Origin of the sequence: Catellatospora aurea (assembly GCF_042663325.1) — a bacterium.
GTDB lineage: Bacteria > Actinomycetota > Actinomycetes > Mycobacteriales > Micromonosporaceae > Catellatospora > Catellatospora aurea.
This window is the reverse complement of record NZ_JBHTAC010000052.1, coordinates 1-24,988: the sequence shown is the minus strand read 5'-3', so window position 1 is coordinate 24,988 and position 24,988 is coordinate 1. Positions and strand designations below refer to the sequence as shown.

The following is a 24,988-nucleotide window of genomic DNA, read 5'->3' as shown; positions in this document are numbered from 1 at the left end:
GGCGTAGACGACGGGAGTCTCGGATCCGGCAGGACCGATAGGCCCTGCCGGATCCGAAGCCCGCAGCTCACATCTGTCAGTCGTCGACCGCCGCCGACCGAGGGTTGGCTGCCAGGAACCCGTCCAGCGCATCCAGAAGCAGTTCCTTCGCCTGCTCCTCCTGAGCTTCGGGCATGCTCAGCCCCTTCCTGGCGCGGCCGGCGACCGACTCGGCTATCTCCGCCGACCAGTGCAGGGAGCTCTGGTAATCAGGGCCGTGGAGCCGCTCCTGCACCCACTCATTGAACCCCCGCAGAAGGTCCCCGTTCGTCAGCTGGTTACCACCCTCCAGGAAGGCGACAAGCGTGGCGAACCGGTCGTCGGGCAGGAACATGCGCGGGGTGACCCGGAGTCGCCGCGCGAGCTCTAGATGATCCATCAGAATCCAAAGTCAATGTCGGGGGCGTAGTCGAATCTCTTCCCTGTCCATTGTGCCTTGAATTGATCGGGCGTCAGGCCGTTCTTCCCGGTCGTGCCGTCGTAGACCCGACCGTCCTTGACGACGACATAGTGATAGCGCCATTCACCGTCTGGATCATGGGTGGAAGGACCGAGGCGATCACCATATTTAGGTTTGATGTACACGATCTCCCCGCCGCCGAGCTTCTTCTGGATCTTGACAGCGCACTTGTAACAGTTCCCGCCCTCCTGCTTCGGCCACCCGTCCATCGTCTTGTTGCACGTCGGGCCGCCCTTGGGCCCACCGGTGTTGTGCACCAGGACCGGGGTCTCGCCGGCGAGCACGTAGTAGGTGTGGATGTCGGCGACGGTCAGGTTGTACATCAGCTCCTGCCCGACCCGGTTCCGCACATCGAGGACGGTGGCCGTCACGCCGTCCGCCGTGCGCAGGTCGTCACCGAAGCGGAGATCCGCGGCCTCGGCCCAGTAACGGGCAGACGCGACCCAGAACGGGTGTTCCCAGGTGGTGTGGACCGTGCTGACGCCGTCCACACCGTCCACCCGGATCGAGACGTCGGTCAGCAGCTCATCCGCGTTCTCGTGAAGCGCCGTCACCTCCCTCACCGCGGTGACGCCCGTCTCGGGGTCGGTGGCCACGACCTGGTCACCGACGCGTACGTCCTCGATCGGCTTCGTCGTCCCGTCGGCCATCAGCACCAGCGTTCCGGGAGCGAAGCTGTTGCCGCGGCCGGTGATGGTGCGTGGTGCGGTTCGCGGAGATCGCCAACCCCCGCAGCCGGCGCCGGTGAAGCCCGAGAAGACCTCCGCCAGCAAGGCCGTGAACATCATCTGCCCGAGCGAGGGGTTGCTCTGCGCCGCGACCAGAGCGGCATGGTAACTGTCCAGGTCGTTCTCCAGGAACGAGCTGCACACCCACGTCGCGGCGTTGATACAGCCGTTGGAGAGCAGCACGATCACGTCGAGTTCGGTCAGCTCCTCGGCATTACGGCTCTTGCGCCACTTCACGACCTGCTTGTCGACACTCTCCGCCAGAACGTACGGGTCCGGGACGTCCTTCTCGTTGAAGCAGAAGCCGTCGATGCAGAAGAACGGGTCGCCGTCCTCGATGACGAGGGTCAGCTCGGTGCCGTTCGGATAGGTGGTGGTCCACTGCGGGCCGTCGACGATGGGGTCCGGTCCGCAGTCCCCCTCCTCCGGGTGGCACTCCACCATTCCGCTCGGGTCGCTCTTGGTGACGGGACTGCTGCTCGAGTACGTGTATGCGTTCCACTGCTGCGGATTGCCCAGGTCCTGGAGCGGATCGGGGTTGACGAACCGGCCGATCCCCGGATCGTATTCGCGAGCCCCGATGTGGGTGAGGCCGCTGGTCGGGTCCTGTGTTCCGCCGATGAAGCCCATCTGGTCCGGCCAGAACGTGGGCGCGGTGCCCCGAGCGGTGCCGAAGGGGGTCGTCCGGCGCCAGGTGATGTCGCCGGTGGCCGCGTTGACGGTGGCACCGGCGGTGCCGTGGTGGTCCGCGGCCTGGAAGAACACGCCGCCGGAGGTCCGCACGGCCACGATCTGGCCCTCGAAGGAGTAGTAGCGGGTGCCCGCCACCACGGTGCCGGTGCGGGTGAGTTCCATGCCCGGCAGGTAGAGCGTGGTGCTGCCGTTCGGCTCCTTGCGCACGATGCGGTTGCCGTCGGCGTCGTAGATGTAGCTGGTGGGCTGCCCGCCGCCGGGCGTGCTCGTCGCCAGGTGCCCCTCCGCGTCCCAGGTCAGGGCCTGGTGGCCGCTCGGTGTCGGCGCGCAGACGTTGCCGGCCGCGGAGTTGGGCCGGCACGCGGTGTTGCCGGCCTGGTCGTAGCCGTAGTTGTAGGTCTTGTTGCCGTTCGGGCCGACCTCGTCGATCCTCGTGACGGTGTGCGGCTGGTTCTGGCCCTGGCCCTGCGCCGGGTTGGTATAGTCGCGGACCGTGTCGGCGACGCCGGGCACGGTGGAGTGGATGGTCTCGACGTCGCGGTTGCCCGCCTTGTCGTACGTCCACGAGTGGTGATACGGCGCGGGGCCGCCCACCCCGGTCTGAGCCACCCCGTCGGCACAGGTCTTGACGGCGCTGGTGTGTGCCCAGGCGTTGGTGAGCCGGCCCAGGTAGTCGTAGTCGAAGCACTGGACGTCGCCGGGCCGGTTGACCGGCGTGTCGGCGATGGACAGGACGTTGCCCGAGTCGTCGTACTGGTAGCGGGCGTCCATGTCGATGAAGGAGATGTCCTGCCGGTCCAGGCGCGCACGCGTCAGCCGGCCGGTTCCCCGCTCGTACTCGTAGCTCAGCCAGGCCTTCTTGCCTGCGCCGGTGTAGAGCTGGAGGCCGAGCAGTTCGTCGAGGTTGCCGTACCGGGTGCCCTCCGCCACCACGTAGCTGCTGCTGCCCGTGAGCGCGGTCGGGCGCAGCAGGCTGTCGTAGGTGGTGGCGACGGCCTCCGCGGCCAGGCCACCCGCGGCGGGCATGCCGAAGGACTGGGCGGTGCCGTCGGTGTTGTACGCCGCCGTGAACTCGTAGCTGGTGCCCAGCTCCGTGCCGACGCCGGCCGAGGGGAACGTGTACCGGACCTTGGTCGGCCGGTACAGCGAGTCGCGAGTCGCGGTGACGATGGAGTAGGTGTGCCCGCCCGCGAACCGCTGGCTGTAGTGCAACTGCCCTTTCGCTCCGGCGAGGGTGTCGTACACCCAGGCCGACAGCTTCGTGCCACTGCCGACGGCCCCCTGCCACGTCTCGATCTTGCGTCCCAGCACGTCGTACTTGTGGGAGAGCGTGAGCTGCCGGGCGTCCTTGGAGGAGGTCACGTCACCGGAGGTGTTGTAGGTGCGTTCGGTGTTGCCGCTGTCGGGGTCCTTGGTGAGGATCTCCTGGCCGCGCTGGTTGTAGTCGTGGTCCCACACGTTGCCCGCCGCATCGGTGGACTTGTCGAGCAGACCGGCGGCGGTGTACGTGAAGCGGGTGATGTCGGCCGGTCCGGTGGGGCTCGCGCCGTGGTACTGGTGCAGCTCGGTGGTCTGGCCGCGGGCGTCGGTGACGACCGTGGTCGGCGTGCCGCCGGTGGGCGGGTCCGTGTGCACCCGGTCGCCCTCGTAGGAGGTGGTGGTCGACCATCGCGCGTCACCCGCCACGGAGAACGTCTCCATGATCGGTCGGCCGGCCTGGTCGAACGTGGTGGTGGTCTGCCCGTTGACCGATCCCTCGGGCGTGATGATCGGGATGTCTCCCGCCGTGCCCGTCGCCAGGTACGCGGCGTTCACCTTGAAGGCGCGGCCGAGCCCGTCGTGGAAGGTGTCGGTCAGCAGCCAGCCGCCCGAGCCGGGCGCCTGGTTCTGCCGGGGGCGCAGCAGCCCGTCGAAGAGCTCGTGACTGACCCGGTATCCGCCGTCGTTGTTGATCAACTCGGTGGAGATCACGGTCGACTTGTCGTTGCGCACCAGGTAGGTGAACTTCGTGTTCGCGCCGGCGCCATCGGCCTTGCTGCGGTCGGGCAGCCACACCGCCTTGATCCGGCCGAGACCGTCATAGACCAGGTCCGTGCGCTTGCCGTTCAGGTCGACCGACGCGGTCGGCGCGCCGTACGCCGGATCCACCGTGTTCGTCGTGGAGTAGCCGAGCGCGTTGGTGATCTTCACCTGCGTGGTCAGTCCGTAGGTCTCGGTGTACTCGGTCTGCACCGCGTAAGGCCGCGCCTCGGCGATGGCACGCGCGTCCTTGGCCGACAGCGCGCGGCCGTGCGTGTCCAGGCTCGTGATCTCGCTGTCGACGATGTACAGGGTGTTCGTGCCGTCGTACCGGTCGAGCGTCTCGCTGCGGGTGGCGATGCCCTTGGTGGGCGCCGCGCCCCAGGCCCCGAGGTCGTAGCTGGTGCGCGCATCGGCGAGCAGCTGGGTGTTCAGGTTGGGGCTCGTCACGTCGCACTTGGCCGAGACGGTCCGCGTCCGCGAGACGTAGCTGTACATGTACTTGGTCGGACTGTCGGCGTAGTAGGTGAGCGTGCACCGGTCGTCGCCGTCCTTGCCCGTGCCGACCTCACCGAGGTCGTCGAGCTTGGTGACCCGACCCCAGGTCGGGTCGTAGGTGGTGACCTTCTTCGTCTCCCGCCACACCGGGGTGCCCGGTGGGTTGTCCGGCATCGCGGTCAGCTCGCGGACCACGTCGGTGCCGACGTACGCGGCGACGTTCGATCCCCAGGTCTCGGTCTGGGTACGGGTGATGTGCCGCCACGGCTGCTTGATCGTCTTCGAGACGATCTGGGAGCCGTTGTAGACGATCGTCTCCAGCGCGTGCCCGGACCACTCGTCGTGGTCGGTGTAGCCGGCGCCGGTGGAGTCGGTGCGGGTGACGACCGGCTTCGTGCCGTCGGCCAGCTCGGCGCCGCTCATGCCGCGCAGGAAGAAGTGGTCGATCCGGCCGGGCATGCTCTGCCCGTTGCCGTTGCGCACGGTCACCTGCTGGTATCCGCGCCACTGGGACCAGGTGAGGTACTCCTCCTTCGTGATCCCGTCCGGGTCGGCCTTGCGCCAGGCGGGCGTGCCGACGTACTCGTACTTGGCGACCATGTCGTCGTTGCCGCCGACCAGGTCGTCCTCGACCACGCTGTCCACGACGTACTTGTGGAACCAGTCGGTGACCCGGTCCTCGTCGTCGCCGCCCAGCGGGTTCCAGACCACCGGGTAGCAGCGCAGGGTGGAGTTGCCGGCCGTGGGCAGGTTGTCCTTGGTGCAGTCGGGCGTCTTGTAGTTGATCGTGATCTGGGCGCCGGTGTCGGTCTTGACGGTCGACAGGCGGTAGCGGATCAGCGGGCCGAGGTTGTCGCCGTCCTTGACGATCCGGTTGGGCAGCTGGATGCCGTCCAGCTCGGTCGGGGGCAGGGTGACGTCCGTGCCGCCCCAGTGGCCCGTGTGGGTGATCTTCTTCAGCCACAGCGTCCGGGACGCGTCGTCGTTGGCCTTGAAGTCGTGCTCCAGCGCCCAGGACTCCACGGGCAGCCAGTCCGTGGCACCGCGCACCTGCGTCTGGATCTTCGTGAGGCGCTTGCGGGTGAAGAAGGTCGGGGCGGCCTGGGTGGCCTCGCAGTGGGTGCCGGCGGCACAGATCAGGTCCTCGGGCACGTCCGGCCACGAGGCGGCGGTCGTCTCGGTCAGGTCCTGCTCGTCGCAGTCGACGCCGCCACCGGGGATGCACCGCTCGAACGTGCTGAACACGACCCGAGCCGGGGCGTTGGTCGAGTAGACCTCGTTGTCGCGCTGGCCGTAGTCGATCCGGGCGAGGTAGCCGCCGCGGTGGTACGCGGCACCGTCGACGTCGGTGCGCCCGCCCCGGGCGAAGTGGTTGGACTCCCGGCCGTAGAAGTAGGAGATCACGCTGCCGCGCGGGTCGATGACGTAGTCGAGGTTCCAGCGCCAGGCCTGGTTGCAGTACGAGTCGGCGAACCCGCTGCTCTGGTAGCAGGGCTCACCGGAGTCGTCGCCGTAGACCGGCGCCGACCACACCGACTTCGTCTCCTCCTTGTTGGCGCTCCAGCCGTTGAGCCGGTTCTTGCCGAAGAAGTACTGCGTGCCGTCGGTGGTGGTGACCTTCCAGTACTCGCCGTTGTCGTCGCCGTTCACGGCGCCTTCCAACCGTTCGATCTTGGCACCGTCGTCGCTGGAGGACTTCCACGTGTTGTCGTCGATCTTCACCAGCGTGCCCGAGGCGCCGTTCAGCATGATGGTGCCGTTGTGGAAGGCCCAGCACTGGTCGGCGGACGTGTCGTGGCCGTCGTCCTTGCACGGCTTGTAGCGGCGCTCGATGTAGCCCGGCTCGTAGCTGAAGCCCTGGCCCACCCAGGAGCCCTGGTTGTTGGTGGCCGCGGTGCTGCCGTCCACGCCCTGCGACGAGTACGACAGCGCGACCTGCGGGCCGAGGCCGCTGGGCGTGGCGGGGACGCGAATCGGGTAGTTCCAGGCGAAGCCGCCGGAGCTCAGCGCCGTCTGCCAGGACGACGACGGGGCGAGCTGGGTGGCCTTGTAGTCGCCCTGCGCGGACGAGTCGCCGGCGGTGAGGGCGAACATCATCGCCCCGGCACCGGTCGCCGAGGCCTCCACATCGGCACGCAGCGTCTGGGTGCCGACATCGTTGACCGACGGCACCGGGCGCTGGATGCGGCACTCGGGCCGCTCCGGGGTGGTCGCGGCGCAGGCGGGCAGCGCCACCAGGCGCAGTCGTGCGCCGAAGTCACCACCGCGGGCGTGCGCGAAGTCCTGGTAGCCGACCTGGACCCGGACGGTCGCGCCGGTCGCGGCGCCGTCGGCCCGGGACAGGCCGAACATCGGGCCGCTGACTCCGGCGCGCTCCGACACGCGGCGCTCCACGACCTGCGCCGTGACCCGTTGCACCCGGTCGGCCTGCGCGACGCGGTTCCGCCCATCGGCCGCCGCGGCGACCGTGACGGGCATGCCACCCAGCGTCGCGGGCTTGCCGTCAGCGGCCAGCTCGGCACTGCCGGCACTCGGCCAGGTGACCTTGTCGGCGCGGGTCATCGTCTTGTCGGCGGTCGGGTCCGGTTTGGCCTTCTCCGCCTTGAGGGCCGTGCCCTTGGCCGGGGCGGGCTGTGCCTGCATCCGCGGGCCGTCGGGCCGTTCGGCCGCGGCGGGCGGCGCGGGCACCTGCAGCAGGCCGGCGACAAGCGGCAGCGCGAGGGCCGCCACCAGCAGCCGCTTGCGCCGGCCCCGGCCGACACGCGCCGTCAACGGGTGGCCGGCGTCGCCGCCACCACCTCGATCGTCGCGGCCATCACGCCGAACAGTCGACGTGTGGCCCACCGACAGGCCACGAATGATTCCCCGCATGACCAACCCTCCATAGGCACTTGGAGCGGGATGGTAGGCCAAACAGGGGTGCCCCGCTGCCCGGTGAGAGGACAACCGAGGCGGGAACACCGGCCCTCGGCGATGCCGAACGTCGATGGAATGTGCGGAGCGGCCACACCCGATCACGCTCCGTGATCGGGCTGCGGGCGGGCATCCCGATCTCGGCAATGATATGCATCACATTGGACAGCAGACTCGAAAGGCCCCTGCACATCTCTGCGCAGAGGCCTGTCACCAGTGGGACGCGGACCGCCGACGGCCCGCGCCCCACCCGGATGGTTCGGTTACACCGGCTGCCGGAACACCCGCTCGCGCAGCCCGTCGAGGTCGACCGGCTCGCCTTCGGGCATTCTGCCCAGCAACTCCGCCAGCAGGAGGAACGAGTTCAGCATCCGCACGCTGAACACCATGCCCGCCGACTGGGCCGTGACGGGTTCCAGCGGCTGCACCCCGTCGTGGTACATGGTCACCGCCCGCATGGTGGGCTCCAACCCCTCGTTCCGAGGGCCCTGTCCGCCCAGTTCGGCCATGAGCCCGAGCCAGGCGAACCACAGGTTGGTATGCCCGGAACGCACGGGCGAGTCGACCGGTTGGGCGTTGTCGGGGTCATCGACGTCGATGCCCATGGCCTCGCACCAACGCCAGAGGAGCGCGTTCGCCTCCGCCGTCACCGCTTCCGCCCCTCGTGTAGCCGCAGCGCGCAGCGTGCCGAGCGAGTCGTCGACCAGTGGCCGCCACTCCTGCGGCGTCGCCGGCCCGTAGAGGTCTTCCAGCTCCCGGGTGATGATCCAGGCAGCGGCAAGGTAATGCGGGTAGGGCAACGCTTTCAGCGTCTTGTGCGCCGTCCGCGACAGATCCCCGAGTAGCATCGTCAGTCCCATCCGATCACGTCCTCGACGCCCGCCCGGATCGACGGTCCGCCCCGGCCACCGCCACCCCGCCAGCCCTGGGTGATGGCACCGACCAGGACCTTAAGCGCCCCGCCCTTGCCCGGCTCGTATCCCTGCCGCCGACGTAGCTCGTCGATCATGTCACCGTCGATCTCCGTGTCGAAGATCTTGCCCCAGCTGTCCTTCTTCTTCAGCTTGAACTTGGTGCCTTCGAGATCGTCAAGGAATTCCCGACCGTCTTCGCTGCATTCGTCCGAGCAGGTTCGGGTGGTACCCACGTAGGTCGTCACCTCCTCGATCTCACCTCCGAGGTCTTTCACCTGCCGCGACACGTCGTTCGCCAGTGACGCCGCAGCCGCCTCCGCGTGCCCGTCCTTGAGGCGACCTGACTTCGGCGACGCCTGGTAGATGAAGAACGCGTTGTCCTTCAGATCCTCGATGGTCTCCTCGTCCAGGCCGTCGCTGCTGACGAAGGCGATACCCCGGGTCTCGAGCTTCCCGTTGATCCTGACCTTCACGGTCGTCAGGATCACGGTCCGGGTCCATCGGAGCCAGAAAGCCTTCGTCTGGCGCTCGTCCAGTGCCTCCAAGCCGAGCCGCAGCCACCACAGGTCGAAGTTCGGATCGTTCTGGGCGACCCGGATGAGAGCGCGGTTCAGCTTCGGCTTGTGGAGGAGCGCCGGCGGCGGCGGAGTGCTGTCGCCGTCGTCGAACAGCACCCACAGTCCGGCCGGGTCGGAGCTGGTGACCGGGTTGTTGGCGGCGTACTGGTAGGCGTTGTACTGGCGCGGGTCCTCGATGACGAACGCCGGGTCGACGCTGATGAAGCGCCCGAGCACCGGGTCGTACTCGCGGGCGCCGAGGTGGGTCAGGCCGGTCGGGTCCTGCGTGCCGCCGACGAAGCCGCGCTGGTCCGGCACGGGTCCCGACGGGGTCTGCCGGGCGCCGCCGTACGGCGTGGTGCGCCGCCAGGTGATCGCCCCGGTGGCCGCGTTGATGCTGCAGACCGCCGTGCCGTGGTGATCGGTCGCCTGGAAGTGCACCCCGGCCGTGCCGCGGACGGCCACGTTCTTGCCGCCGAAGTCGTAGTACCGGGTGCCGGTGACGGTGCCCCCGTTGAGCGCGAGCTCCGTACCGGGCAGGTAGAGGGTGGTCTTGCCGCCCGGCTCCTTGCGGACGATCCGCTTGCCGTCGGCGTCGTAGACGTAGGTCGTGGCCAGCCCACCGGCGGGTGTGCTGCTGGCCAGGTGCCCCTCGGCGTCCCAGGCCAGTGCCTGATGGGCGCTCGGTGAGCCGGTGGCGCAGCTGTTCGTGGCGGTGCTGTTCGGGCGGCAGACCGTGTTGCCGGTGCTGTCGTAGGTGTAGGAGTAGGTCCGCTGGCCGTTGGGGCCGTTCTCGGTGACGCTGGTCAGGCTGTGCGGCTGGTTCTGGCCGCTGCCGGGGGCCGGGTACGTGTAGTCGCGTTCGGTGTCGGCGCCGCCCGTGGTCGAGTGGATGGTCTCCGTGTCACGGCTGCCGGTCTTGTCGAACGTCCAGCTGTGGTGGTACGGAGCCGGCCCCCCGACCCCGGTCTGCCCGACCCCGTCCGCGCACACGTTGGTGGTGGACGCGGTGGACCAGGCCCGGGTGAGCCGGCGGGGTCGGTCGTACTCGAAGCACTGGACGTCGCGGGTGCCGTTGGCCGGGGTGTCGGCGATGGACAGGACGTTGCCTGCGGCGTCGTAGTCGTAGCGGGCGTCGAGGTCGATGTCGCCGACGCTCTGGCGGTCGACCCGGAACCGCTTGAGGCGGTCCGTGCCGCGCTCGTACTCGTAGGTCAGCCAGGCCTTCTTGCCGGCGCCTCCGGTGAACAGCTCGGCCTGCTTGAGCTGGCCGGTGGTCTCGTACTGGGTCGCGGTGACGTAGGTCGAGCTGCCGGTGAGGGCCGTCGGCCGCAACAGGCTGTCGTACGTGGTGGCGACCGCCTCGGCGGACAGGCCGCCCGCCTCGGGGAAGCCGACCGAGCTGACCGTGCCGTCGGTGTTGTAGCCGGTCGTGAACTCGTAGCTCTTGCCCAGCAGGGTGCCCACGCCGCCGCTGGGGAAGGTGTAGCGGATCTTGGTGGGCCGGTAGAGGCTGTCCCGGGTGACGTTGACGGCGAAGTAGTTCTGGCCGCCCGCGATACGCTGGCTGTAGTGCAGCTGGCCAATGTTGCCCGCGTTGTCATACACCCAGGCGGCCTGCTTGACGCCGGTGTCGAGTTCGCCCTGCCAGAGTTCGGTCTTGCGGTCGAGGTTGTCGTACCGGTAGGACAGCTTGACGCCGCGGCTGTCGGTGGTCGAGGTGAGCCGGCCCTCGGCGTCGTAGGTGTAGCTGGTGTCGCCCGAGTCGGGGTCCTCGACGAGCTCCCGGAGCTGGCGCTTGTTGTAGTGGTAGCGCCAGACGTTGTCCAGGGCGTCGGTGATCGTGCTCAGCGAGCCCGCCGGCGTGTACGTGTACTTCGTGACGTCGGCCGGGCCCGTGGGCGTTTCCCCGTGGTACTGGTGCAGCTCGACGATCTTGCCGCGGGCGTCGTACACCGTGGTGGTGGGCGTGCCTCCGGCCGGCGGTGTCTCGTGGACGCGGTTGCCCTCGTACACCGTCGTGGTGGCCCAGCGGGCGTCCCCGGCCACCTTGAAGGTGCTCGTGACGACCCGGCCCACACCGTCGTAGACCTGGACGGTCTGGCCGTTGACGGAGCCCTCCGCCGTCACCAGCGGCACGTCGCCGCCGGTGCCCGCGACCAGGTACGCGCTGTTGTTCTTGTACGCGTTGCCGCGGCCGTCGTAGAACGTGTCGGTCACCAGCCAGCCGCCGGGTCCGGGGACCTGGGTCTGCCGGACCCGTAGCAGGCCGTCGAAGAGCTCGTACCGCGGGCGGTAGGTCCCGTCGTTGGCGAGCGTCTCGGTGGTGACCACCGTCGCCTTGTCCTTGCGGACCAGGTAACCGAACTTCAGGCTCGGGGACGCGCCCTGCGACCGGTCCCGGTCCGGCTGCCAGATCGCGATCTGCCTGCCGAGCGCGTCGAAGGCGAACTCGGTCTTCCTGCCGTTGGCGTCGATCAGCTGTTCAGGCTGCCCCGACTCCGCGCCGAAGACGGTGGTCGTCACGTGCGCGGTCAGCGGCTTGGTCACCTTCGTCTGGGTGGTCAGGCCGTTGGTCTCGGTGTACTCGGTCGTGCTGGTGTGCCCGGACGCGTCCCGGACCGCGGTCGGCCGACCGAACCCGTCGGCGGCCGTCGTCTCCGACGCCGTGACGTAGTGGATGTTCGTGCCGTCGTAGCGGTCGAGGATCTCGTTGCGGGTCGCGATGCCGGCCGTGGGCGCGGCGTTGCGCGCCTTGAGGTCGTAGCTGGTGCGCACGTCGGAGATCAGGTGCTGGGCCAGGTCGGGGTTGGTGACCCCGCAGTGGACCGACACCGCCCACTCCCGCGACACGTACGTGTACAGGTACAGGCCGGGGTTGTCGACGTACTCGGTGCGGATGCACTGGTCGTCGGCGTCCTGGCCGGAGCCGACCACGCCGAGGTCCTCGACCTTGACCAGGCGGCCCCAGGTCGTGTCGAAGGTGCTCTCGAGCCTGGTCTCGCGCCAGACCGCGTTGCCCTGCGCGTCGTCGGGCATGGCGGTGAAGGTGCGCACGACGTCGGTGTTGATCAGGGCCGCGACGTTGGAGCCCCAGGTCTCGGTCTGCGTCCTGGTCACGTGGCGCCACGGCCGGTTGATCGTCTTGGTGACCACCTCGGCGCCGTCGTAGACGATCGTCTCCAATTCGTGGCCGGAAAGCTCGTCGTGATCGGTGTGCGCGGTCCCCGTGGAGTCGCTGACCGTCACGGCCGGGCTGGTGCCGTCCGGGCGCTTCGCGCCGCTCATGCCACGCATGAAGAAGTGGTCGGTGCGCCCGGGCATGGCCTGCCCGTTGCCGGTACGCACGATCACCTGGCCGTAACCGCGCCACTCCGACCAGGTCAGCTCCGAGGTCTTGGTGATGCCGTCGGGCGCGGACTTGCGCCACGCCGGGTCGCCGACGTACTCGTACGCGGTGACCATGTCCTCGATGCCGGAGCCGCCGAGCAGGTCGTCCTCGCGGATGTCCTCGACGACGTAGGTGTGGAACCAGTCGGTGACCTGGTCGTCGTCGTCACCGCCGAGCGGGTTCCAGATCACCGGGTAGCAGCGCCGCGTGGAGTGCCCTGCCGTGGGCAGGTTGTCCTTGTCGCAGTCGGGGTCCTTGTAGTTGACCGTGATCTGCGAGCCGGTGTCGGTCTTGATGGTCGCCAGGCGGTAGCGGATCAGCGGGCCCAGGTTGTCGCCGTCCTTGACGATCCGGTTGGGCAGCTGCTCGCCCTCCAGCTCGGTGGCGGGCAGGCTGAGGGTGGCGCCGCCGCGGTGGCCGCTGCGCGTGATCTTCTTCAGCCAGAGCGTGCGCGACGCGTCGTCGTTGAGCTTGAACTCGTGTTCGAGGTTCCACGAGTCCACCGGCGACCAGCCGCCGCTGACGCGGATCTCCGTCTGGACCTTGGTCACGCGTTTGCGGGTGAAGAAGGTCGGCGACGACTGGCTGCTCTCGCAGTGCGTGTTCGGCTTGCAGATGCGGTCCTCGGGGACGTCCGGCCAGGAGGCGGCGGTGTTCTCGTTGAGGTCCTCGGGGTCGCAGTCGACGCTGCCACCGGCGATGCAGCGTTCGGCGGTGGTGAAGGCGACCCGGGCCGGGGCCTGGGTGGTGTAGACCTGCCCGTCGCGCTGCCCGTAGTCGATCCGCGCGAGGTAGCCGGCCCGGTGGTAGGCCGTGCCGTTGACGTCCGTGCGGCCGCCGCGGGCGAAGTGGTTCGTCTCCCGGTCGTAGAAGTAGGAGATGACGTTGCCGTGCGCGTCGACGACGTAGTCAAGGTTCCAGCGCCAGGCCTGGTCGCAGTAGGAGTCGGCGAATCCGGAGGTCTTGTGACACGGCTCGCCGGAGTCGTCGCCGTAGACGGGCGCCGTCCAGGTCGACTCGGTCTCCTCCTTCGTGGCGGTCCAGCCGGGCAGCCGGCCGAGCCCGAAGAAGTAGCGCGTGCCGTCGGGGGTGGTGATCTTCCAGTACTCGCCGTCGTCGTCGCCGTTGACGGTGCCGGTGACGCGCTCGACCTTGGTGCCGTCGTCGTTCGACAGCTTCCACGTGTCATTATCGATCTTGACGAGGGTGCCGGAATGGCCGCTCAGCATGACCGAGCCGTTGTGGAACGCCCAGCACTGGTCGCCTGACGACTCGTGGCCGTCGTCGGAACACGGCTTGTACCGGCGCTCGATGTAGCCCGGCTCGTAGCTGAACCCCTCCCCCAGCCAGGAGCCCTGGTTGTTGGTGGCGGAGGTGCGCCCGTCGACGGTCTGCGACGAGTAGCCGAAGGCGACCTGCGGCGCCAGGTTGCCCGGGACGGCAGGGGTGGTGATCGGATACGTCCAGGAGAACCCGCCCGAGGGCAGCGACGTCGACCACGACGACGACGGGGCCAACTGCGTGGCCTTGTAGTCGCCCTGGGTGGAGGAGTCACCGGCGCTCATCGCCAGCACCGTCGCCCCCGACGCGACGCCTGCGGCGTCGACGCTCGCGGTGACCGTGCGCGCGGTGGTGTCGTTGACCGAGGCCACGGGGGTCGCCCTGCGGCATTCCGCCCGTTCCGGAGTGCTCAGCGCGCAGCCGGGCAGCCGCACCAGGCGCAGCCGCGCACCCCAGTCACCGCCGTACGCGTGCGCGAACGGCGCGTAGCCCACCGTGACCTCGACCGCCCCGGCGTCCGCGACACCGTCCGCCCGCGACAGCTTGAAGACCGGGCCGTCCACCCCGACATTGCGCGACGCGCTGCGGTCGAGCACCTGCACTCGCGTACGCTCGGGCACCTGCGCCGCCGAACGGGCCGACACCCCGGCTCCCGGCGGCCCGACGGCACGGGCCACCTCCACTTCCAGCCCGCCGACGATCGCCGCCGCGGGCTTTACGGCGTCGGCTCGCAACTCCGCCACTCCCGCGACCGGCCAGGTCACGGCATCGGCACGGGCCATGACCTTGTCCGCCGTCGGATCGGCAGCGGGCGCCTCCGACTTCAGCGGCGTCCCCTGAGCCGGCTTCGGCTGCTCCTGAACCGCAGGCCTGTCCTGGCCGGCCGAGGCAGGGCTCGGTGCGAGAACCTGCAGTTGGGTCAACGCCAGCACGGCTGCCAGCGCGAGCGCCAGCCTCCGGGCGCTGCCGCGGCGTGGCCTGCTTGGCCATGATCTGGGTATGTTGGGCATGTTCGACACTCCCCGTGCCTGAGACGACGGATGCGACAGATGGCCGGCACCCCGCAGGGCACCGGCCATCGCGATACGCGGTTACCGGTCGCGCTGATCGGCGGGTTCAGTGGAGACGCAGCCCGGCCCGGCGACATCCGGTCGACCGGTCGGGAGTGGACCTCGCACCTCGTACCCTCCAAAAAGCACTTGGAGCGGCACGCTAGGCCAATCCGTCGGGCTGCGCTGTCCCCGGTCGATCATGCGCGGACACGGCCCGCTCGCCGGCGCACCAGGGTCGATCAATTAATCACGTGAAGTGACGTGGGTCGACCTCTCGCGTCACGTCGCCGCCGGAAGCGAATAGCCCGTCCTCGGTCAACAAAATGGTGAGGTACCTCACCATGTACGCACGGAAGTCCAGCCCGAAGATGCACCGGCCCGGCTTCCGATCGAGAAGGTCACCGGGACGCTCGCCCGCCGAAGAGAAGCGGCGGCTGGTCCAAGGCCGTTCGGGCTGCCAGGCACACTGGTACCGGACGCCTCGCCGGAGCCCCTCCCGCCGGATCCTCGGCTACCTGCGCGGCGGCAGCACCGGACCGAAGAACTCGGCGAGGGAGGTCGCATCGGCCGTCTCGTACTGATCGAGCCACTGCGTCGTACGCAGCCACAACGCGCCCGACCGCAGCTCTGACACTTCAGGGAACAGGTCCGACCGGGTGGCTGCCGCCGCGCCGCCGAGGCGCTGCGCGATCTCGCGCGGCACGACGGTGATCCAAGAGTAGCCCGCCAGGTACCGGCGGGACTCTTGCAGCGCTCGCGACACCAACCGCCCCGTGGCCGCCTCGAGCGCGCTCGCGGTCGGATCGACCTTCAGCGAGACCTCCGCGTAGCAGGGATCGACCAACTGCACCGCCGCGAGAACGGTGTCGGCGAGTGCCGTCTGCCGTTCCCGCGAGGTCAGCAGACAGCCAGCGACGTTCTTGCAGGCAAGCGTCACATAACCTGACCCGCCCGCGTCGACGAGGTAGCGGGCCATCTCGAAGTACTGGTCTGTTTCGAAGTACGCGCCCGGACGGACCTGTGAGCCTTCCGCACCACCTGGGCGGACGTTCGCGGCAGCGCCGAGCGCCCCGCCCTCTGCGAGGCAGAGCTTGTCGAGAAAATCCTGCCACACCTGAGGCGCGAGTTCGTCCTGGGCCGGCCAGCGGCCATCAGGCTCTGCGGTGAAGAGCTCCACCGTTGCCCCGCGCGGGAAGGTCCCAGCAAGCTCTCTCCGACTGGCGGGATCAGCCGAGAGCCAGTCGCGCAGTTCCCCGCCCAGGCTGCGCCAACCGTTTTCAAACCACGCACGGGTGGCTCGAGCCGCCGCAGCAACCTGCGACGACTCGAGCCGGACCAGCGCCTGCCCCATTCGGGGCGACTCCTGCATCACGCCGCGAGAACCCAGCCACCGGCGACCTTGCCGGCACCTGCACCGGCACCTGTACCAGCACCGACGCCACCGGTGCCGGCTCCGGCTCCGGCCGTCCCCGCGCCGGCACCGGCCGCGGCGCCACCGCCGAGCAGCCATGCACCACCGGCAAGGAGCAGGAAGATGCCTCCCGTCAGAACGATCAGATCTCCGGGGCCGGACTCGGCGTACCCGGGGTCCAGCACGGGGTAGCAGACCCTGGACGACGGCCCGGGCGTGCGGCCCTCGTCGAACCGTCGTCCCTTCCGAAGCGATTGGTCGAGCTTGTCGAAGTCGTCGTTCAGGCGATGGGCCGTCTTCAGCGCGGCGCGCGAGGCATTCAGCATCTTCTTGCCGCCGGGAACCGCCTCTTCGTCCTGATACTCCTTCACGTCGTACAGCTCGACGCCGTCGACAACCGAGCGCACGGTGACGACCTGCCTCTCGTTCATGGGGTTGACCCCGCTCATCGCGTTCGGTGGAACCGGGCCGAACGCCGACATGGGACCGCGCACGACATCCTTTCCATCGCCCAGCGGAGCGTTTTGCGCATACAGCATATGACCGAACAGATCCTTGTCGGCTTCGTAGGTGCCCGAGGGGTCACCGCTGTATCCCGACTTGACCTCCCAGACCCAGACCTGATCGGGAACGCAGTCCCAGCAGACGATGTCGGGGCCGTGCCGGGTGTCCATGGGATCCGACGAGATGACGGCGTGAGGAAACGCCATCTGGAGGTATGCGACTCGCAGAGCCACCGCCACGCCGTGCGCGCTCGAGCTCCCCTCCGCCTTCGTGCACGGAATGCCCATTTCGTCGATGGGCCTCCGGCCGTCTGGATCGCTGAGGACGAGCGGGCTGTTGAGTGCGTAGGAGTAGCCCTGCATCTGCTGGGGGTCCTGCATGTCGATGATCGGATCCACGGACACGAACCGGCCGATGCCCGGGTCGTACTCGCGTGCGCCCAGATGGGTCATACCGGTGGGATCTTGCGTGCCGCCGATGAACCCCTTCTGATGGGGCCACGCCGCGGGCGGAGTTCCCCTGCTGCCGCCGTATGGTGTGGTGCGCCGCCAAGTGATCGCACCCGTGCTGGTGTCGATCGCACACGTGCCGGTGCGGTGATGGTCCGCCGCCTCGAACGAGATGCCGGCCGGTGTCCTGATCGCAACCGTTCTGCCCGCGAACGCGTAGTACCTGGTTCCGGACACGGTCGTGCCGTTGACGGACAGCTCCATGCCAGGCAGGTAGATCTCACGATCGTGGCTGCCTGCTCGACTGCTGCACAGTCTGCGATCCCGGTCCGCTTTGTGGCGGTAGGGCAGCGAACGTGACCGTGTGCGGATGGGCAGGGAGTCGCAGGTCACAGGGCTGCGAAACAGCCAGGGCGGGGACGACGCATCGAGTGCATGGCGCACCTGTTCAGGGCTGCTTCCGAAACTCAACGGTCCGACGTTGGTGAACGGCGTGATTTCCCACGTCTGACGGTGCTCGGCCGGTTTGATGTCCCAGCTTGCCACGGTGCGCCTCCGTCGAGGCGATCGCGACGGTGACGCGATCGCCTCGAAAGGCGAACAGCCAAGCGCCAGGTCCGCTGCCCTTAGGCGGCACGGAGTCACGCCTCACCAACGCGGCGCTGCGGGATCTCCTCGGTCGGCAGGTTCGTCTCTGCCCGAGGTTCTCCGGGCAGGACAAGGCTCGCCGGAGGCGACCGTGTAGCGGCTTGGCCTTGAGCCGCCCGGAGGTTCTCGGGAAGCGGTCTCGGTGCCCGACCGCACATTGGCCAGGTCACCCGGGCGAGGCAGGACGTCGGGAAACCGACGGGAGGTATCCGCGGGCACCGCCACGCCATCTGTCCCTTACGTAAGCCGTCACCGAACGGCGCACCGACGAGGAGGACATCGTGACCAGCTCCAATGCCCAGCCCCCGAACACCTTCCAGGAGGTCTTCGCCGCCTGGGACGCCGCCCAGCCCACGCACAGCCTGCTGCACTACTACGACTCGCTGGACAAGAACTACAGCTTCGACGGCTCGTTCTGCTACAGCTACGAGGTGGTGCTCAACGGGTGGCGCTACATCGTGCAGGCGCACGTGCACGTTGAGAGCGGCAAACCCCATTCCAGCGGCAAGGTCTTCATCCCGGGCTTCAAGGGAACGGATGCTCCGACCCCGGCGTGGTTGGTCGCCCTGACACCCGCGTACAGCAAGCAGGCGTACCCCAACAACTGGGACAGCAACGCGGCCTACCGCAAGCAACTCTACGACCAGGGCTATCGCTACCCGACCAAGCTCTGACCCGTGTCGGACGCGCAGCGGTGCCAGTGGCCCCGGCCACTGGCACCGGCCGTCAAATCCGATCAGCGCTGACCGCAAACAGTCTTGCTCATTGACATGGGCCGCATGGCATGCGGCAGATGTGCGCAGCCGGTCATGCCGCTGCGCGAGGTCGCCCAGCCAGTCTTGCCAGCGCTGATCGGGCTCGGGCGGTGACAGGTCGCCGAATTCCGCCCGGAGCGCAGCTGTTCGCTGGGGCGGCCCGGTGCGGTCCTGCCGGTCGTCACAGGCCCGCAGCAGGAACGGTGTGGGCGTCGAGCGCGGGCACTTGACCGGAGCTGGGCAGTCCCGATTGAACATTGACACTTTTCGTTACTCCAGTGATAGTAAGTGCACACTGTTCCCACCGGGCCCCTGACCTGAGGCCGGCGTAGCCGAGAGATCGGCCTCTTCACCCCCGTCGCCGGCCAGCTCGGCCTGAGCACGACTGCACGCCGACCGCCGTCGCAGCCGTCGATGCGTCATGCCCGAGGAAGCGCCCCACCGCCACGCCCTTGGAGGGTGGAATGAGAAAACGAACAACGGTCAGCGCCGGACTGGCGGCAGTAGTCATCGCAGCCACGACCGCGATCATGGCGTTCGATCCGACCCCGGCAGATGCCGCGGTCGGCGGATCCGGCCCGTACCCGGCCGACTACGAGACTTCGAGCACCCTGCCCAACCACACCATCTACCGCCCGCAGGCCCTGCCGAGCGAACGCATGCCCGTGTTCGTCTGGGGAAATGGCGGCTGCTCCGGCAACGGCCTGGACCAGCAGAACTTCCTGCGCGAGATCGCCTCGCACGGCTTCCTGGCCATCGCCAACGGCGCTCCCGGTGGATCGGGCAGCACCAACTCGTCGATGCACACGGCGTCCATGGATTGGGTCGTGGCGGAGAACAGTCGGCAGGGCGGCAAGTACTACGGAAAGATCGACACTTCGAAGATCGCCGTGGCCGGCTTCTCGTGCGGCGGCCTGGAGGCGTACGCCGTCGACAACGACCCACGGGTCACCACCGTCGCCATCTTCAGCAGCGGGTTGCTCAACGACGCCGATGACTACCAGCTGCGGCGACTGACCGCGCCGATCGCCTACTTCATCGGCGGACCCGGCGACATCGCCTACGGCAACGCCATGGACGACTGGGGCAAGTTGCCGTCCGGCCTACCCGCGTTCATGGGCAATCTCAACGTCGGACACGGTGGCACCTACGGCCAGACCAACGGCGGCGAGTTCGGCCGCGTCGCGGTGCTCTACCTCAAGTGGCGCCTGAAGGGCGACATCTCCGCCGGCAGCAACTTCGTCGGCTCCAACTGCGGGCTGTGCCGTACCCAGTGGCAGGTGCTGCAGAAGAACCTCACCCTCGACACCCCGCCGAGCAGCCCGCCGCCCAGCAGCCCACCGCCGAGCAGCCCACCACCTGGCTCCACCGGTCCACTCCGCGGCGTCGCATCGAACCGTTGCCTGGATGTCAACGGGCGCAGCCAGTCCGACGGGGCGCTCACGCAGATTTGGGACTGCAATGGTGGCACCAACCAAACCTGGACAGCGACATCCAGCAACCAGCTGACCGTCTACGGCAACAAGTGCCTCGATGCCGCGGGCACCGCCACCGGGACCCGGCTCCAGATCTGGACCTGTCACGGCGGAGCCAACCAGCAGTGGCGGCTCAACTCCGACGGCACCATCACCGGCGTTCAGTCCGGCCTCTGCCTGGACGTGACCGGCGCGGGCACCGGCAACGGCACGGCCGTGGTGCTGTGGACATGCCACGGCGGCAGCAATCAGCGCTGGACACGATCATGACCCGCAACTGAGCGCACGAGTCGGCGATCACAGAATCCGGGGGTGGGAATTCCGACCAGGGATTCCCACCCATTCCGGGATCGCTGTCCCTACCTCGTCCGCGCGCGACCAGACGCACGAAGCGGCAGCGATGGCGTCGGTGACACGGTGGTCGAACCCCTCCTGAACACGAAAGGCCTAGCTCAACGAGCCAGGCCAGTCGATACATTCGGACATAACAGCATATGTCCAGTGGTGGACCATACCCTGCAGCATCCGAACCACATATCAGCAGTTCAGGGAGCAGGTATCACCGCTCCTGCCGTCCGGCCGCGCGTACCCAACTGAGGCTGACGACCTCGCAAACACAGCCGGCCACGCCCAACACGTCGATCTTCTTGGGCCTGCAATTAATCTTGTGGGTGAGTCCGGCGTGGCCTGTTGAACCAGGCAAGGGTCTGGTTCGGAAGGGATCACCGGATGTCGAAGGAAGAGATCGCCCAGGAGCTCGCGACAGCTGAGGGGCCGATCGTCGGGTCAGTGATGGCGGTGCGTGCGGATCAGCGCTTAGCCGAGGAACTGCTGGCGCAGGCCAGGGCCGACGGGTTGAAGCTGGTCGGCCCGGGTGGGCTGCTGGCGGGGATCACTCGCCGGGGGGCTGGAGACCGCCCTGGAGACGGAGCTGTCCGATCACCTGGGTTACGAAGGGCGATCCGGCTGGTCTCGACGCGATCGTGATCAAGGTCAGGGACGGTGCGGTGGCCAACCGGCCGGTCTACGTCGCGGTCGGGGTCAACCTCGACGGCGAACGCGACGTGCTCGGGCTGTGGGTCGGCACCGGCGGCGAGGGCGCCAAGCAGTGGCTGTCGTACCTGACCGAGCTACGCAACCGTGGCGTGGCCGACGTGTTGATCGTCTGCACCGACGGGCTCAAGGGCATGAGCGAGGCGATCGAGGCGACCTGGCCGGCTACGATCCACCAGACGTGCGTGATCCACCTGGTGCGCGGCACGCTGCGCTAACCAGCCGCAAGTACTGGCAGCACCTCATTGTGGAATTACGGGCGATCTACACCGCGGCCACCCTGGCCGCGGCCGAGGCCCAACTGGAGGAGTTCACCGACAAATGGGGTGACAAGCACCCCGCGGTGATCCGGCCCTGGCGCGAGGCATGGCCGCGGTTCATCCCGTTCCTGGACTACGACCAGGAGATCCGCAAGGTCATCTACTCGACGAACATGGTCGAGAGCCTCAACTCCCGGTTCCGGCAGGCAACCCGCCGACGCGGTCATTTCCCGACCGAGCAGGCCGCGTTGAAAGTGCTGTACCTGGTCCTGCGGGAGAAGAGCCGCAACGGCAGCAACCTGCTGTCCGTGCGGATCTACGGATCGAAGAAAGCCCTCAACGCCTTCGCCCTGACCTACAGCGACCGGATCAACAACAACTAACCATATCGATCACACCGGCAACTCACCCACAAAGAACCCAACAGTCCCGGTTAAACCGTGCGAGTTCGTACGCCGTGATCTACCTCGTCGGAGGATCGCGGGAGTGGGCAGGCCGTGGGGGAACATCGCGCGGAACGCCACATCTCAGGCCGGTGACCTGTCCGCCAGCGAGGCTGGGCTGCCAAACCTGGGAGGTGTGAGATGACGGCTCGATGGACACCCGACGGTGCCCACTGCGAGGCCGTTCACGCGTCAGGACCGTGGGACCTGGACCTGAGCAACGACGGGGCCCTCCTCGCCTGCGGCGTCGCACCTGACGCAGGCGACGAACCGATCGTCCACGTCCTGCGTACCGCGGACGGCACCTCGGTGGCGTCGTGGAGCCTGACCGAGCACCACCTCAGCCCCGGTGTCGCCTTCCTCGGACCTTCGGAACTCGTCTACCTCGCCAAGCCGTACACGTCACTTACCGACAGCTTCCTGTACCGGGTCCGGCTCGACGAACCAGGTCCGGGGCGTGAGCTGCGCCGATACCCCCCGTTCACGAGACATCACGGTATCGTCCGGGACGCTGCGGCCGACTCCTTCGCGGTGCTCGGCCAGGGTGTCGACGTGACGACTCCGCCTCCGGAGCGCTGCGTTTCGCGCTGCCGGGCCGCGACGTGCGGGCCACGTTCTCCCGCGACGGCACCCGTCTTTACGTGTACGGCACCGTCGAGGGGACCGTCGTCTGTTATGACGCCATCGACGGTACGGAGATGCGACGCTGGGCGGCACCGGCTCCGCAGGGAGGCCAGGTTCTAGTGACCCCTGACGACCGGTTCCTGGTCGCGACGGGACACAACCAGTTCGGGGTGTACATCTACGACCTGGTCGACAACAGCCGGCTTGTCGGCGACGCGGACGGCATCATCACGCTTGACGAGCGCAGGCGCCTCGGGCCGTGGGTCACGACCCCGGACGGCTCCACCCTCGCCGTGCTGGGCGGTTCGCTGATGACCTACGAACTGCCCGACCTGCGCGAGTACGGGACCATGCGGTGGATCGACCCGGAGTCGCCGATCAGCGCCTGGCAGAGTGCGTGGGCCTACGACGCCCCGACCTTCGCGTTCGGGGTTGCCAAGGACTCCCGCGTGCTGTGGTTCCGGCTGCGCCCAACCGAATCGGCCTGACGTACCGAGAGCCGGAACCATACATGCGCACCACAAGCGTCGCACTGACCTCCTGATCGCTTGCCACGGTGTCGAGGATCTCGGCCCGGACTCCGCGTAACCCCTCGCGGTGCCGACGGCTGGCTCCAATGCTGTCGATGCACCTCTTGCGAGGCTATTGCCCAACGACGGACGCCGACGCTGAGTGCCGGCCCGGACCTGGATCCGGGCCGGCACTCAGCTATCCGGCCATCCCGTCGGGCACCGCGTTATCGATCTACGTGCGCCAACGTCACAGCCACTTTCGGCCCACCTCGTCGGCCAGGGCCCGACACGCATCCGGATTCGCGCACACCCACTCGTTCGGGGCCGGGCGTTCGATGGTCACCTTGCCGTAGTCGGAGAAGGTGGCCACAACGTTGTAGCTGGTCGCCTCCCAGCCCGGCTTCTCTGAGTCGAGCACCCGCTCGTATGCCACGCTGGCGATTCTCTTGTCTGCGTCGATGGTGATGTCGCCGGTCAAGGTCTCGAGCATCACCTGCGGAGGGTTCGTGCCGGCACGCGTTGACTTCACCGTCACCTCAAAGTGATACTTGTTCCCGTCCTCGGTGATCTTGGCATCCGCTTCACGCAGGACGTCCAGCAAGCTCATCAGGCTTGCTGCGCCGCCCAGCTTGCCGTTCAGAGCGTATTCATAGGTGAGCCCATCGTGCTTGCCCGGCTTCTTCTCACAACCGTCGCCGACAGTGCAAATGTAGAGATCTCCGTCCACCAGGCGCTCCTGCTGGCCCACCAAGCCTTCGATGACCTCGGGGTTGACAGCGGCGCTGCGGGTAGCCGGGTCAAACCAGGCGGTGTTTCTCCAGATGTTGAACTTCCCCGGCTCGTAGGCGAGCTTGGAGACGGTCCGAACCTTGTAGCTGCTCTGCTCGGTCGCCGTGATGGCGGCGACAAGCCGCATGTTCGCCGTCTCCATGCCCGCAACGGAACCGCCCGGCCCCTGGGGATCGGCTCCCGGGCCGGACATTCCTGACACGACGAGCGCAGCGACCGCCACCACCGCCCCCATCGCGGGGACCGCCAGGAATACGCGACGCCGCCGGTGCGGTGCCTTGACGGGCGTGGCGACCGCTACCTGATCCTCTTGGATCATTGCCATGACCTGCTCTCTGCGAGACGTCCGCCGGTCGGCGGACAGCGCAGGAGCGCTGGGCGGAGACCAGACGTCATGCTCTGCCATCACTAACCTCCATCACATCCGCCTTCGGCAGGAGCACCGTTGTGCTCCTGCCGTATTCATGGCCGCTGGTTGACGGCGCTTCCCGAATCAGGGACTGCAATCTGGCCCGTCCGCGATGCATCCGCGAGTGGATCGTGCCCACCGCGACTCCCAATACGTCGGCGGCCTCCGGCGCCGACAGGCCCGCCCACACACACAACTCGATCACCTCCTGTTCGCGACGCGGCAACCGTGCGAGCGCCGCACGGACTGCGCGCATACGCTGTTCGGCGTCCAGCTTCTCGACCACTTTGTCGGCGTGATCCGGCGTGTCGCCAAGCGGGGGAAGCCGGGCAAGGGCCGCTTTCCTGCGTCGAGCCGCGCGCCACTGGTTGCGTAGCAGGTTGTGCGCGATACCCAGCAGCCATGGCAGCACGCTCGGCTGCAGCAGTGCCGTCCCGGTCATGCCCCGCCACGCCTCGACGAACACCACAGATGCCAGATCCTCCGCCGCGGCGACCTCTGCGGTCCGCCGGAAGCAGAAGTTGTACACCGTCGGGAAGTGGCGCTCGTAGAGCAGCCCGAACGAACTCGCGTCGCCCGACTGTGCCCGGAGCCACAGCTCTTGGTCATTCAGTTCCTGATGAGCACCCACAACAGGAACGTGTCTGCTGACCTGCACATACTTCCCGCGAAATAGTCACGGAACGGTAACGATCCCCGATTTCCGGGCTCGGCGCCGCTTGTCGGCGCACCGGCACAACTTCTGAGCCCTTCGACACCGGCACGGAGCGTGACGATGCCACGGCGGGGACAGGGTCACCCTGACGACGCATCCTGCGAGTGGCAGCCGAACGGGCAGTCGGTGTCCAGCGGGCAGCTGGCCCGGGAGTACGGGTTCACCGACCTCGACGGCAGCCGCCCGACTGCTGGCGCTACCTCGTCGAGGTCCAGGACCCGGGCAAGCCCGCCGACGTCACCGGATACCGCTAGGGCTTCTTGTTCACGATCTCCGGGTGGACCAGGACGAACTCGCCCAGCTTGTCGACCGACGCCGCCTTGAACATCAGCTTCGACGTGTCGTTGAGGTCCTCGAACGACTCCTTGTTGATCACGTAGCCGTTGAACCAGCCGC

General features: G+C 68.1%; 11 protein-coding genes and 2 pseudogenes. 5 read left to right on the top strand and 8 right to left on the bottom strand.

Features of this window, described 5'->3' with window-relative positions; genetic code table 11:
* Positions 1–76 precede the first annotated feature (76 nt).
* The 6 genes from ACFQO7_RS32520 to ACFQO7_RS32495 all read right to left on the bottom strand — a co-directional run bounded on the left by ACFQO7_RS32520 (position 77) and on the right by ACFQO7_RS32495 (position 17,455).
* Positions 77–418 (bottom strand): hypothetical protein, encoded by a 342-nt coding sequence (locus ACFQO7_RS32520; protein ID WP_376809976.1) that lies wholly within the window; start codon positions 416–418, stop codon positions 77–79.
* Positions 418–7,209 carry a polymorphic toxin-type HINT domain-containing protein gene (locus tag ACFQO7_RS32515; protein WP_376809975.1) on the bottom strand — a complete coding sequence of 2,264 codons (6,792 nt, stop codon included), beginning with the start codon at positions 7,207–7,209 and terminating at the stop codon, positions 418–420. The genes ACFQO7_RS32520 and ACFQO7_RS32515 overlap by 1 nt, the downstream gene beginning before the upstream one ends.
* 404 nt (positions 7,210–7,613) lie before the next feature.
* A complete protein-coding gene (locus ACFQO7_RS32510; protein ID WP_376809974.1) occupies positions 7,614–8,210 on the bottom strand; it encodes a hypothetical protein in 597 nt (198 codons plus the stop codon).
* Entirely contained in the window at positions 8,201–14,275 is a 6,075-nt protein-coding gene (locus ACFQO7_RS32505) for an RHS repeat-associated core domain-containing protein (RefSeq protein ID WP_376809973.1), read from the bottom strand. Before ACFQO7_RS32505 ends, ACFQO7_RS32510 begins: the two co-directional genes overlap by 10 nt.
* 781 nt (positions 14,276–15,056) lie before the next feature.
* On the bottom strand, positions 15,057–15,896 hold the full coding sequence (locus ACFQO7_RS32500; protein WP_376809972.1) for a hypothetical protein: 840 nt from the start codon (positions 15,894–15,896) through the stop codon (positions 15,057–15,059).
* Between the two features lie 17 nt (positions 15,897–15,913).
* Positions 15,914–17,455, bottom strand: coding sequence for an RHS repeat domain-containing protein (locus ACFQO7_RS32495; protein WP_376809971.1), 1,542 nt, complete (start codon positions 17,453–17,455; stop codon positions 15,914–15,916).
* A gap of 383 nt (positions 17,456–17,838) precedes the next feature.
* On the opposite strand from ACFQO7_RS32495, the gene ACFQO7_RS32490 reads away from it, so the two are divergent.
* The 4 genes and pseudogenes from ACFQO7_RS32490 (at position 17,839) to ACFQO7_RS32475 (ending at position 22,655) form a co-directional block, all read left to right on the top strand.
* Positions 17,839–18,231: a hypothetical protein gene (locus tag ACFQO7_RS32490; RefSeq protein WP_376809970.1), complete on the top strand. Its 393-nt coding sequence runs from the start codon at positions 17,839–17,841 to the stop codon at positions 18,229–18,231.
* Between the two features lie 545 nt (positions 18,232–18,776).
* On the top strand, positions 18,777–20,057 hold the full coding sequence (locus ACFQO7_RS32485) for a ricin-type beta-trefoil lectin domain protein (protein ID WP_376809969.1): 1,281 nt from the start codon (positions 18,777–18,779) through the stop codon (positions 20,055–20,057).
* Positions 20,058–20,770: 713 nt separating this feature from the next.
* Positions 20,771–21,483: pseudogene (locus ACFQO7_RS32480) on the top strand (IS256 family transposase).
* 803 nt (positions 21,484–22,286) lie between these two features.
* Positions 22,287–22,655 carry a hypothetical protein gene (locus ACFQO7_RS32475; protein WP_376809968.1) on the top strand — a complete coding sequence of 123 codons (369 nt, stop codon included), beginning with the start codon at positions 22,287–22,289 and terminating at the stop codon, positions 22,653–22,655.
* A gap of 271 nt (positions 22,656–22,926) precedes the next feature.
* On the opposite strand, the gene ACFQO7_RS32470 is transcribed toward ACFQO7_RS32475, so the two are convergent.
* Positions 22,927–23,793, bottom strand: coding sequence for a hypothetical protein (locus ACFQO7_RS32470; protein WP_376809967.1), 867 nt, complete (start codon positions 23,791–23,793; stop codon positions 22,927–22,929).
* A 67-nt stretch (positions 23,794–23,860) separates the two neighbouring features.
* Positions 23,861–24,508 (bottom strand): RNA polymerase sigma factor, encoded by a 648-nt coding sequence (locus ACFQO7_RS32465; protein ID WP_376809966.1) that lies wholly within the window; start codon positions 24,506–24,508, stop codon positions 23,861–23,863.
* A gap of 198 nt (positions 24,509–24,706) precedes the next feature.
* Here ACFQO7_RS32465 and ACFQO7_RS32460 point away from each other — a divergent pair.
* Positions 24,707–24,846, top strand: a pseudogene (locus ACFQO7_RS32460) (short-chain dehydrogenase); the annotation flags it as partial.
* Between the last annotated feature and the right edge of the window lie 142 nt (positions 24,847–24,988).

Excerpts from the sequence above, each read along its gene's own strand:
- ACFQO7_RS32510 (WP_376809974.1), bottom strand. The coding sequence starts at position 8,210 with ATGGGACTGACGATGCTACTCGGGGATCTGTCGCGGACGGCGCACAAG.
- ACFQO7_RS32485 (WP_376809969.1), top strand. The coding sequence starts at position 18,777 with ATGAGAAAACGAACAACGGTCAGCGCCGGACTGGCGGCAGTAGTCATC.
- ACFQO7_RS32470 (WP_376809967.1), bottom strand. The coding sequence starts at position 23,793 with ATGGCAATGATCCAAGAGGATCAGGTAGCGGTCGCCACGCCCGTCAAG.
- ACFQO7_RS32500 (WP_376809972.1), bottom strand. The coding sequence starts at position 15,896 with ATGGGGCAGGCGCTGGTCCGGCTCGAGTCGTCGCAGGTTGCTGCGGCG.
- ACFQO7_RS32520 (WP_376809976.1), bottom strand. The coding sequence starts at position 418 with ATGGATCATCTAGAGCTCGCGCGGCGACTCCGGGTCACCCCGCGCATG.
- ACFQO7_RS32505 (WP_376809973.1), bottom strand. The coding sequence starts at position 14,275 with ATGGCCCGTGCCGATGCCGTGACCTGGCCGGTCGCGGGAGTGGCGGAG.